6 protein-coding genes are annotated in these 11,861 nt (G+C 72.8%); 2 read left to right on the top strand and 4 right to left on the bottom strand.

The window, feature by feature from the left end; translation table 11 throughout:
* The first annotated feature begins 49 nt into the window (after positions 1 to 49).
* Positions 50 to 1,135, top strand: coding sequence for a methylmalonyl Co-A mutase-associated GTPase MeaB (gene meaB / locus MXD95_RS15590; RefSeq protein WP_250641348.1), 1,086 nt, complete (start codon positions 50 to 52; stop codon positions 1,133 to 1,135).
* Between the two features lie 370 nt (positions 1,136 to 1,505).
* Here the strand turns inward: meaB and MXD95_RS15585 are convergent, their stop codons facing one another.
* Entirely contained in the window at positions 1,506 to 3,116 is a 1,611-nt protein-coding gene (locus tag MXD95_RS15585; RefSeq protein ID WP_285223648.1) for an AlkA N-terminal domain-containing protein, read from the bottom strand.
* 228 nt (positions 3,117 to 3,344) lie between these two features.
* Here MXD95_RS15585 and MXD95_RS15580 point away from each other — a divergent pair, with 228 nt between their 5' ends.
* Positions 3,345 to 5,876 (top strand): Hsp70 family protein, encoded by a 2,532-nt coding sequence (locus tag MXD95_RS15580; RefSeq protein WP_250641347.1) that lies wholly within the window; start codon positions 3,345 to 3,347, stop codon positions 5,874 to 5,876.
* 200 nt (positions 5,877 to 6,076) lie between these two features.
* Here MXD95_RS15580 and MXD95_RS15575 read toward each other — a convergent pair whose 3' ends face one another.
* From MXD95_RS15575 to MXD95_RS15565, 3 genes are all read right to left on the bottom strand, one after another.
* Positions 6,077 to 8,872, bottom strand: a complete 2,796-nt coding sequence (locus tag MXD95_RS15575) for a WD40 repeat domain-containing serine/threonine protein kinase (RefSeq protein ID WP_250641346.1) — start codon at positions 8,870 to 8,872, stop codon at positions 6,077 to 6,079.
* Positions 8,873 to 9,139: 267 nt separating this feature from the next.
* A complete protein-coding gene (locus tag MXD95_RS15570) occupies positions 9,140 to 10,207 on the bottom strand; it encodes a hemolysin family protein (protein ID WP_250641345.1) in 1,068 nt (355 codons plus the stop codon).
* Complete coding sequence (locus tag MXD95_RS15565; RefSeq protein WP_250641344.1) at positions 10,204 to 11,559, bottom strand: hemolysin family protein; 1,356 nt, start codon at positions 11,557 to 11,559, stop codon at positions 10,204 to 10,206. The genes MXD95_RS15570 and MXD95_RS15565 overlap by 4 nt, the downstream gene beginning before the upstream one ends.
* Positions 11,560 to 11,861: the final 302 nt, after the last annotated feature.

Raw genomic sequence — 11,861 nt, 5'->3', positions numbered from 1 at the left:
TGTCGCCGTCGCCGTCGCCGTCGCCGTCGCCATTGGCATGGGCATGGGCATGGGCATCGCAGGTCCTGCGGCCGTTCCCCGCATCGTGAGTCGGCCGCCGATCGACCTGGGTGTGTACGCGGACGGCGTGCTCGCCGCGTCGCGTACCTGGATCGCGCGGGCGATCACGCTGGTCGAGTCCAGCCGGCCCGACCACCGCGCGCTCGCGCAGCAGCTGCTGGTGGCGCTGCTGCCGCATGCGGGCAAGGCACGCCGGGTGGGTATCACCGGCGTGCCCGGGGTCGGCAAGTCGACCTTCATCGACGCGCTCGGCACCTCGCTCACCGGCCGCGGCCACCAGGTGGCGGTGCTCGCCGTAGACCCGTCCTCGACCCGCACCGGCGGCAGCATCCTCGGCGACAAGACCCGGATGGCGGCGCTCTCGGTCGACCCGGCGGCGTTCATCCGTCCGTCGCCCACGGCGGGCACCCTCGGCGGGGTTGCCAAGGCCACCCGCGAGGCGATGGTCATCATGGAGGCCGCGGGCTACGACGTGGTCATCGTCGAGACGGTCGGCGTCGGCCAGTCGGAAACGACGGTCGCCGACATGGTCGACACGTTCCTGTTCCTTACCCTGGCCCGTACCGGCGACCAGCTGCAGGGCATCAAGAAGGGTGTGCTCGAGCTCGCGGATGTCATTGCGGTGAACAAGGCCGACGGCCCGCACGAACTCGACGCCCGCCGCGCCGCCCGCGAACTCGCCGGTGCCCTGCGGATGCTGCAGGGTGCCTCGGGCCCGCGAGACTGGAACACCCCCGTGCTGACCTGCAGCGCCGAACAACGCACCGGCGTCGACACGGTCTGGGCGCAGATCGTCAAGCATCAGGACACCCTCGACGCCTCCGGCGAACTCGCCGCCCGCCGCCGCCGCCAGCAGGTCGACTGGACCTGGGCGATGGTCCGCGACCGTCTGCTCGCCGACCTGCACGCCCACCCGCAGGTCCGCGCGCTGACCCCCGACCTGGAGCGACGCGTCCGCGACGGCACCCTCACCCCGGCACTGGCCGCCGACGCCATCCTCACCGCCTTCGCCGAGCCCACCGCCTCCGCCCGACCGGCCACGCCATCCTCGGAGTTCATGGAACGTTCGGAGTAGCTGGCGCCCGCCGAAAGCGCCATCACACCGTCTAGGCACCGTCTCGGCGGAGGCCCGTGGATCCGCACAGAGACGCCCCCTGATCCGCCGAAGGCCAGCCCGCACCTCATGATCGACACACCGCGCGACCGGTCGCCGGGAAAGATCCGCCTACGCAGGTCGTCGTGGGGGGCAAATCGGACACGAATACCCCCACGGCGACCTACTTGGATCTTGGCCTCCGAGGTGACGTCGCGGAGGGTGACTTCTGGCTGCCGTGGGCCGTTGGCTGCCGCGGGCCGTCTGCCGAGCCTGATGAGCGGATGGGCTAGCGGGTCGGTCGGTCGGCGGGCCCTTTTCGGCCCCTGCCCGCCATCCTGGGCGGGAGCGGTCAGAGGGTGGCCGCCTTCATCGCCGTCCCAGGGGCCTCGCTCTGCGCACGATGGGGAGGCAGGCGGTTGATCGGGTGGTCGCCGGTCGCCCACAGATACTGGACGGCGTAGCTGCGCCAGGGGCGCCAGGCCGCCGAATGGGCGGCGAGTGCGCGTGGGGTGGTCGGCAGGCCGAGGCGCGCGGCGGCGCGCTGGACGCCGAGGTCGGTGGGCAGGAACGCGTCTGGGTCGCCCAGGGCGCGCATGGCGATCGACTCGACGGTCCATGGGCCCAGGCCGGGTAGGGCGGCAAGCGCGGCGCGGGTCTGGCGCCAGTCGGCGCCGGTGCCGAGGTCGATCGCGCCGTCGGCGAGTGCCCGGGCGAGCCCGGTGAGCGCGGCCCGGCGGGCACGGGGGAGAGCGAGCTCGGTGTCGCTGAGCGTGGCCAGCCCGCCGGCAAGGGCTGGTGGGGCGGGGAACAGGTGGGTCAGGCCGCCCGCGAGGCCCTCCACGCGTTCGCCGAGTGCCTCGACCAGGCGGCGGGCGTGGGTGCGGGCCGCGGCGGTGGACACCTGCTGGCCGAGGACCGCGCGCACGGCGAACTCGGCCGGGTCGACCGTGCGCGGAACCCGGCGGCCGGGCGCGGCGTGGATCGGCGCGGCGAGGGTCGGGTCCTCGGCGAGATGGGCGTCGACGGCGATCGGGTCGGCGTCGAGGTCGAGCAGGCGGCGGCAGCGGCTGATCGCGGTGGACAGGTCGCGCAGGTCGGCGAGGGTGAGCTCGCAGGCGACGTGGTCGGGCCGCGGACGCAGAGCCACCGCGGCGGGCCCGTGCGGCAGGCGCAGGGTTCGACGGAACGCGCCCTCGCGCCACTCCTCCACCCCGGGAACGGCGGTGGCGACCAGATGTCCGAACAGGTTGTCCGGACACAGCGGCGCGCGAAACGGCAGTCGCAGCGACAGTATCCCTGCTGGCCCGATCCCTGCTGGCCCGGGCGGGCTGCCGAGCCGGGCGGACACCGCCGGCCGCGATGTTCTCCCGGACTGGGCGCCCGGATGGCGGGCGCGGTGGCGCAGCTCGGTGGGGGAGAGCGCGAAGATCTCCCGGACAGTGTCGTTGAACGCCCGAACGCTGGTGAACCCGGCGGCGAAGGCGACATCGCCCATGGGCAGGTCACTGGTCTCGATCAAAATCCGCGCGGTCTGCGCCCGCTGCGCCCGGGCGAGCGCCAGCGGGCCGGCACCGAGTTCGGCGAGCAGCTGCCGCTGGACCTGCCGAGTGCTGTAGCCGAGCTGGGTGGCGAGGCCGGGAACGCCGTCGCGGTCGACCACACCGTCGGCGATCAGGCGCATCGCGCGGGCCACGACGTCGGCGCGGACGTCCCACAGCGGCGAGCCGGGGCTCGCATCCGGCCGGCACCGTTTGCAGGCCCGGAAGCCGGCCTGCTGGGCGGCCGCGGCGCTGGGGTAGAAGCGAAGGTTCTCGGGCCGGGGAACGACAGCCGGGCAGCTCGGGCGGCAGTAGATCCCGGTGCTGCGCACGGCCGCGAAGAACCAGCCGTCGAAGCGGGGGTCCCTGGACCGCACGGCCCGCGCGCAGCGCTCGGTGTCGTCGTACATGTCGTCCAGCATCGGTGTCGGCTCCGACAAGTTCTGGCAGGAATGCGACGTCTGCCTCATCCGCCCGGCGGTGATCACGGTTCAGAATGATCCTGAAAATTTATGTCCACCAGCGGACATGTCGGATTGTCGGACCTTGCGTCTACGATGATCGGACCAGCGGTGGGAAGAATCGCCGCTGGTCGGGCGCGTTGTTCCTGGGAGGGGCGGGCCTGGCGAACGGGTGGCTCAGGAGTCGCGGTGGGATATCAGCTCGGCATCGACGTCGGATCCGTACACACGATTGTGGGGATCGCCGACGGCGGCTGGCCGCGGGTGCTCGAACTCGGCGGGCAGCGGCGGCTACCGTCGGTGGTGTACGCCCCGCCGGGCGGCGGCCTGTTGTTCGCCCGGGCCGCCGCTCGTCGGGCGCGCACCGATCCGGACCGTTCCGCCACCGACCTGCTGCGCCGTCTCGGGGACGACGGCCAGATCGTGCTCGGCGGCGCGGCCTACAGCCGGGAGAGTCTGCTCGGCCGGCTGGTCGCGCACCTCGTGGCGACCGCGGCCGAGCAGATCGGCGGCCCTCCGGACCATGTGGTCGTCACCTACCCGACGTTCTGGCCGCCCGCGCGGCGCGAGGCCTTCGCCGAGGCGGTCGGGCAGCGCTCGGGGCTGGAGATGCCGGTGACGGCGGTCGCGGCCGCCGACGCCATGGGCACGCTGCTTGCCCGTGCCTCGGTCACGCAGACCGTCGACCTCGTCGGCTGGTACGACCTCGGCGCCGGTTTCCTCGACACCGCGGTGCTGTCGTTCTCCCCATTCGGCTTCCAGCTTGTGGGCTCGGCGGCGGGCATGCGCCATGGCATCGGAATCGACCTCGATGCCCTGCTGGTCGACCATGCGCTGACCCGCGCCGGAATCGGGCCGCAGCAGGTTGACCGGTCCGACCCGGCGACCCGGCTGGCGCTCGCCCAGCTGAGCCGGGACGCCGCGCAGGCCAAGGAGGTCCTCGCCGAGGAGGGCGAGGTTGAGCTGACCCTCGCGCTGCCCGGAGTCAACACCTCGGTGACGCTCACCCGCGAGGAACTCGAGGCACTTGCCGGTCCAACGGTCGACGACACAGTGGGCGCGCTGCGCCGGGCGCTGCGTTCGGTGCCGGCGGGGCCCGCCGACCTGTCGCGGATTCTGCTGTCCGGTGGAGTTGCCTACCTCCCGTTGGTCTCCCAGCGGCTACGCGAGGCGTTTCCGCAGCTCGGCCGGATCGAGCATCGGTCCGACGCGGACCTCGCGATGGGTGCCGCGTTGCTCGCCGCCGACTTCGCCGACCGGGCGGCCCGGGCGGGCAGCGGGGTGTTCGCCGCGGCGCCTGCCGAGGAGCCGTACGACGTGACGGCGGTGATCCGTCCGCCGGACGCGGCGAGCCTCGGCTCGTTGCCCCCGTTCCAGTCCAGTGGCGGCACGACCCCGCTCGGCTGGTCCCCGGATCGTGCCCAGGCCTCCGCCGATGCCGGTGCCGGGGCCCCAAACGCGTCCGGCCCAGGCACGTCCGGAGTCGTCGCGGCCGGCAGCGCCGGGACGACGTCCGCCGACGAGATCACGAGGGTGACGGCCGAGTCCGCCACGGGTGCGGCCGGGCCGACCCTGGCGGGCGTGGCCGGTGCTGGTGGTGGTGGTGGTGCTGGCCCGGTGGGCGGGCATGCGCCGGCCGGTGGCCCGGCTGGCGGTGGCGGGATCTTCGGCTCGCGTCGGACGATGATCGCCGCGCTGGTCGCCGCGGTCCTGTTCGTCGCCGCCGGTGCGACGGCGGGTGTGGTGCTGGTCAACCGGGACTCCGGCTCCGAGCCCGCCGCGGTGGCCTCGGCCGGGCCATTCCCCACCACCGACCCGATCCCGGAGACGGCCAGCCCGTCGCCGGAGCCGGCCCCGGCCGCGCACCTGGTGCGCGTCGCCGGGTCGTCCGAGGTCGCGCCGATCTCGGAGACGGCGTACAACGAGTTCCGCCAGTCCCAGCGCAACGTGACCGTGAGCGTCGAGTCGAGCAGCACCGAGGATGGCTTCGACGCCCTGTGCAGCGGCAAGGTGGAGCTGGCCGATGCCTCCTTCGAGCCGAACCCGGGGTCACTGAAGGACCCGTCCTGCGCCAAGCGGCTGGTGGGATTCGAAGTGGCCCACCACACGCTGCCGATCGTGGTCAACCCGCAGAACACCTGGCTGCACTGCCTGACCCTCAAGCAGGTCCGGCAGGTCTGGGGCGCGAGTTCCTCCGTCACCCGGTGGAACCAGATCGATGCCTCGTTCCCGGACGAGCCGATCAGTTTTGTCGGACCGACGCGTACTTCGGTGCAGGCGCAGGTGTTCAACGCGACGATCAGCGACGCGAGTGACAGGTCACGGTCCTACCAGCAGCAGACCGATCTCAGCGGTGTCGCCAACGACGTGGCCGGCGACCGCCTGTCCATCGGGTTCCTCGACTATCCGACCTACGAGACGTTCGGCGGCCGACTGCGCGGCGTGGAGATCGACAACGGCGAGGGTGACGGATGCGTCGCCCCCACCGCCGTCGCCGTGGGCACCGGGCTCTACCTGCCGCTGTGCAAGCCGCTGTACGTCTACGCGCTGCCCGAGTCGTTGCGCAGGCCGGCGACGGCCGCGTTCCTGCGGTACTACCTGCAGAACGGTCGGAAGATCGCGTTCGACGCGCACTATGTGCCGCGTACGGACGAGACGGTGAACGAGAACGTGGCCAGGCTGACGTCCCTCACCCAGGGCGTTGCCCCGGTACCCGCCTGAGGTCGGGGCCGGGGCACCGCCCGACCCGTGATGGACGGCCTGAGGCCCAGGCGACGGACGTGATGAGGTCGACGTGCGGGGTGCCGTCCGTGACCTGAGTCCCTGAGCCCGATCAGCCTCCGGCCGATCCATGGCGGCCTCCGGGCAAGAAGCTCGATGGGCGCGGGCGTCCAACGGAGCCCGGCGGGCGCGGACGGAACTCAGCGGGCGCAGGCGTCGGTGAAGGGGATGCCGGGCACGAGGCTGTCCCACCGCGCGCGGTTCGGGGCCACCGCCGAATTCACGCAGGCCAGCCGACGCAACCGCGTCGGGTCGACGGTGGCGACGACGATCGCGCCGTCGTCGGTGGTCGCCGCGACGGTGCCGCCCTGGGTGGAGCTGAGCGCTTGAACCGCCCGGCCCAAGGAGCTGAGCCGGGTGACCGCCCCACTGGTCGAACCCTCGGTACCGCCGGAGCCGGAGCTGGAGGCGGAGCCGTCGAGGTTCTCGTAGGCGATCGTGCCGGCGGTGTCGGCGCTGACCACCTGACCGGCGCCGGTGAATGCCACGGCCGTCACCGCGGACCCGTGGCTGCTCAGCCGCCGCACGACCCGTGGCTGCGCCGGGTCGCTGACGTCGGAGATCTGCACGCTCCGATCGTCGCCGCCGGTCGCGAGCAGGTGCCCGTCGGGGCTGAACGTCGCGGTGTTCACCGCACCACTGTGGCCGGGCACCATCCCGACCTGGCTCGGCGACGCCGGGTCGCGCACGTTCCACAGCTGCACGGTTCCGTTGACGCCGGCGACGGCGAGCAGGGCACCGTCCGGGCGCAGCGCCACGCCGGTCACCGGCCCCGCTCGGCCGATGAGCGGATTCAGCGGACGCGGACCGCTCGGGTCACTGATGTCCCAGAGCCCCACCGACCAGTCGACGCCGGCGGTGGCCAGCAGATGGGCCGGGGACGACAGCGCCAGTCGGCGCACCGCGGTGGCCTGCGCACCGAGCTGGCCGAGCGTACGCGGATGGGTCGGGTCGGTGACATCCCACAGCTGACCGGCGTCGGTCGCGCCGCCGGTCGCCAGGGTCCGGCCGTCGGCGGCGAACACGACGCCGCTGGCGTGATCGCCGCCGGAGCCCCGGGCAGTCACTGTGGGGGGCTGCCCGTCGGCGAGCCGCCACAGACGCAGGCGTCCGGCGCTGTCGGTGGCGGCCAGCACGGTGCCGTCCGGGCTCAGCGCAAGATCAGAATAGATGGTGCCGGTGGGCGCCAGCCGAGTCGCCGTCGACGCGGCGAACGAGGCGATGAGTGCGTCCCGGGCCGCGGCGGTCGGGGCGACCGTGTAGGCCGCGAGGCTCAGCTGGGCCGCGAGGCGCGGATCCCGGGGCCGCGCGGAGCCTGCCTGGGCGGCCAGCTCCGTCGACACCCTCGTGCGCTCGGCGGCGCTCGGTGGTGACGATCCCCCGCCGCGCAGTGCGAGCGGGACGGCCACCGCGGCCGCGAGCAGCACCGCCAGGCCGCCACCGAGCAGCACGATCCGCCGTCCGCGGCGTCTGCTCGCCCCCGCTGCCGCCAAGGACCCCGCCGTTGCCAAGGACCCCGCCGTCGCCGAGGACCCCGCCGTCGCCGAGGACCCCGCCGTGGCCGAGGACCCCGCCGTCGCCGAGACATCCGTCGCCGCGGCGGAACCCGAGGACGGCAGCGACGCGACTGAGGACGGCGGCTGCGTGGGCGGGACTGGCGGCGTCGAGGACGTGCGCACGATCGCGGGTGGTGGTGAGGCCACCGGCGGCGGGGAGAGCTGGGTCTGCGGCATGGTCGAGCTCACCGGGTGTCCCGGGCCGGCCGGGGTGGCTGGCGTCGCCGACCAGCCGGTGGGCGACGGGGCGCCGGACGACGAGGGTGACCGGCTGTAGGCCACCGGGTCCACGCAAGCGGGTGACGAGCCCGACATCGCTGGTGGTGAGACCGCGGACTCACCAGTCAGGCCCGAGGGCATCCGCGGATTCGTGCCGCCGGTGCTGCCGCGTCCACGCCGCCCCCATCGGCGTCGATGCGGCGAGGACGACGGGTCGGATTCGGCGGCCGATGCGCTCGCGGCCGGTGCCGCACCCGGACTGGAGACCGCGCCGCCGACGGTTCCGGCGGTGCCAGCCGGGCGGATCTGCGGGGTTCCGCCGGCGATCAGCGCGGCCCGCAGCTCCTCCGCGCTCGGGCGGGCGGCGGCATCCTTGGCCATCGCGACCTCGACAAGACCGCGCAGCTCGGGGTTCACGGCGTCGAGCTTGGGCGGCTCGTTGACGATCCGGTAGAGGATCGCCTCCGTCCGGCCGGTGCCGAACGGCGGTTGGCCCGTGGCGGCGAAGATCATCACCGCGCCCCAGGAGAAGACATCCACGGCCGAGGTGATCGGGGTGCCGAGGATCTGCTCCGGCGACATGTAGCCGGGGGTGCCGATGGCCTGGCGGACATTACGGGACAGCTCCGTGTCCGCGTCGAACTCACGGGCCAGGCCGAAGTCGATCACCTTCGGTCCGACCGGGGACAGCAGGACGTTGCCGGGGGTCAGGTCGCGGTGCACGATGCCGGCGGCGTGGATGGCGGCCAGCGCGGTGGTCGTGCTGACCGCGAGCTGCTCCAGGTCGGCGGGGCGCAGCGGTCCGCGGATCGACACGTGCCGGGACAGCGTCGGTCCCTCGACGAACTCGGTCACCAGATAGGGCTGGGGGCCGTGGGAGTCGGCGTCGAGCACGGCGGCGGTGGTGAACCGGCGGACCCGCCGCGCGCTCTGCGCCTCGCGGGCGAACCGGGCCCGGAATTCGGGCCGCTGGGCGAGCTCCGGGCGAATCACCTTGATCGCGACGGCGCTGCCGTCGGGTGCCCGGCCGAGGAACACCGTGCCCATCCCGCCCTGCCCGAGCCGGCCGACAACCTGGTAGGCCCCGAGGCTTCGGGGATCGTCAGGCTGCAACGGTCGCGCGGTGCCCCCGGTCAGCGGCGGTAGTGCCGACCCCGTCACCGTGCCCCACTCCTGCGGCGCCTACGCTCCGCATACCCCCAGCTACGACGACGCCCCCCTCGTGGCTGGCGTCAGTCCGTCCACCTTTTCATATCAGTACGTGGTATAGCGGCGCCGTCCCGGGGTTTGTCGGAACGGCGACATCGCGCTCGGCGGCCGCGCAAATGCTCCTACCAGCAGTGATCTCGTGACAGTAGGCCCCTCGATCCGAACAGTATGCCCCTCGATCCGAGTCGACGCGGGTTGGGCTGGTGCGCGGAGCCCCCGTCAGGCGGGCTGGGGCTCCTGGCGGGTGCGGTTGCGGACGGCGTCGTCGCGGATCTCCCCGACCAGCTCCTCGAGGATGTCCTCGAGGGCAACCAGGCCGAGGACCTCGCCCGCGTCGTCGGTGACCCGGGCGAGATGGGCACCGGAATGCTGCATGGTCGCGAGCGCCGTACGCAGGCTGTCGTCCTTGCCGACATGGGCCAGCGGACGGATCCACTTGGCGGCCACCGGGCTCGCCCGCCGGGCCGAGCGGGTCTCCAGCACGTCCTTGAGATGCAGATAGCCGGTGAGCTGGCCGGCCTCGTCGAGAACGGGGAAGCGGGTGTAGCCGGTGCGGGCGGCCAGCTGCTCGACCTCCCGGGGTGTGATCGTCGGCGGGACCGTGACCAGGCCGCCGGGCGCGAGCAGAACGCTGCGAGCGGTGCGTTCCTCGAAGGAGAGCGCGCCGGTGAGCAGCTCGTGCTCGTCCTGCGCGAGCAGACCCTCCCGGTGTGACTCCTCGACGAGTCCGGCCACCTCGTCGCGGGTGAAGGTGCTGGCGATCTCGTCCTTCGGCTCGACGCCGAGGGCGCGCAGCGACAGGTTCGCGACCTTGTTCAGCACGATGATCAGCGGCTTTCCGATCCGGACGAAGCCGACGAGCATCGGCGCGAGTAGCAGGACGGCCCGGTCCGGCATGGCCAGGGCGATGTTCTTCGGGACCATTTCACCGACCACGACATGCAGGAAGGTGACCAGGGCGAGGGCGAGGGCGAACGACACCGGATGCAGCAGTGCCGAGGGCAGGCCGATGGCCTCGAACGGACCGTGCAGCAGGTGGGCGACCGCTGGTTCGCCGAGAGCACCCAGGCCCAGGGTGCAGACGGTGACGCCGAGCTGCGCACCGGCGAGCATCAGCGACACGTGCTCCATCGCGCCCAGAGTGATCCGGGCCATTCGGTTGCCGGACTCCGCCATCGGCTCGATGTTCGTGCGGCGGGCCGAGATCAGGGCGAACTCGGCGCCGACGAACAGGGCGTTGAGAACGAGCAGGGCGATCGTCGCCGAGACCGCGAGCAGGGGGCTCATCGGATGCTCGTCTCCTGCTCCCGCAAGGAGCCGGCGCCGGCTCCTGCGCCTCTCGCGGCGGTGAGCGGGTCGAGCCGGATCCGATCGACCCGGCGACCATCCATCCGTTCGACGGTGTAGCGCACCCCGTCCAGCAGGGACGTGTCCCCGGCTCGCGGAATGCGCCCTAGCGCGCGGGCCATGAGCCCGCCGAGAGTCTGGTAGGTGTCATCGGTGGGGACGGCGATCCCGGTGATGTTGCCGGCCTCCTCGGGGCGCAGCAGTCCGGACAGCAGCCAGGTGCCGTCGCGGCGGCGCAGGGCGCGGGGGGAGACCCGGTCGTGTTCGTCCACGACGTCACCGACGATCTCCTCGATGAGGTCCTCGGCGGTGACCAGGCCGTCCGTGCCGCCGAACTCGTCGACGACGATGGCCATCTGCAGCCCGCCGGCGCGCAGAGTCTCCAGCAGCGGCTCGAGCAGCAACGTGGACGGGACGGTCACCGGCGCGACCATGACCTCCCGTACCGGCGTGTGCTCGCGATCCTCCTCCAGGACGCCGACGGCGTTCTTGATGTGGATGACGCCGACGACGTCGTCACTGTCGGCGCCGAGCACGGGGAAGCGGGAATGCCCGGTGCGCCGGGTAAGGGTGATCACCTCGCTGATGGGCTCGTCGGCGTGGACGGTCCGCATCCGCATCCGGGGCGTCATCACGTCCTCGGCGGTGCGATCACCGAACAGCAGGGAGCGCTGGACGAGCGTCGCGGTCTCCTGCGACAGCGTGCCGTGCTCGGCGGAACGCCCCACCAGGGAGAACAGCTCCTGCGCCGAGCGGGCCGAGGCCAGTTCCTCCTGCGGGGAGATCCCGATGCGGTGCAGCAGCCCGTTCGCGGTCGCGTTGAGGGTGCGGATGAGCAGACCCGCCGCCCGGGTGAACGCCCGCTGCGGCCCCTGCACCACCTTGGCGGTGGGCAGCGGGTTGGACAGGGCGAGGTTCTTCGGCACCAGCTCGCCGAACACCATGGTGACCGCGGTGGCCAGCACCATCGCGATCGTCACCGACAGCGCGTCGACGGCGCCGCCGGAGATGCCGGCCGCACGCAGCGGCCCGCGCAGCAGGTCGGCGATGGCCGGCTCGGTGAGGAAACCGATGGCCAGGTTCGTTATCGTGATGCCGAGCTGCGCGCCCGAAAGCTGGGTGGACAGCGTACGCAGCGCGGCCAGAACCCCGCGGGCCCCGCGCTCCCCGCGCTGCGCCGCCCGCTCCACGGAGGGCCGGTCGGCGGTGATGAGGGCGAACTCGGCGGCCACGAACACGCCACAGGCCGCGACGAGCGCGAGCCCGAGTATCAACAGAAGCGCCTCGATCAACGGTCGACCCCCGTCGGCGCGTGCGTGGGTCGGCCGGAACTACATCCGGCGTCGGCGGAGTCGGTCATGATCCCTTCCGGTCGGTGCGGGTCGACCTGACGATGCCTTACCCCTTATCCGGGTTTCGACGCGTCGGGAAGCCCGTTCGTTTTCACGATGACCCGTGGTCGCCGGACGGTCCAGACCCTGCGGCGGCCATCCGTAAAAGATCACGCCATGGCGCCCTCGTCCAGCGATCGGCCGCCTCCGGCCTGGCGCGCGTCCGGCCCGCTCACCCGGCCGTCTGGTAGTGCCGCTGGCCG

The sequence above is a fragment of the Frankia sp. AiPa1 genome (assembly GCF_023243075.1).
Lineage (GTDB): Bacteria > Actinomycetota > Actinomycetes > Frankiales > Frankiaceae > Frankia.
The sequence above is the reverse complement of the archived record's forward strand: the minus strand, read 5'-3'. Positions and strand labels throughout refer to the sequence as shown.

What these genes read in the sequence shown, in the direction of transcription:
- meaB (WP_250641348.1), top strand. Translation starts at nt 50, where the DNA reads ATGGGCATCGCAGGTCCTGCGGCCGTTCCCCGCATCGTGAGTCGGCCG.
- MXD95_RS15585 (WP_285223648.1), bottom strand. Translation starts at nt 3,116, where the DNA reads ATGCTGGACGACATGTACGACGACACCGAGCGCTGCGCGCGGGCCGTG.
- MXD95_RS15570 (WP_250641345.1), bottom strand. Translation starts at nt 10,207, where the DNA reads ATGAGCCCCCTGCTCGCGGTCTCGGCGACGATCGCCCTGCTCGTTCTC.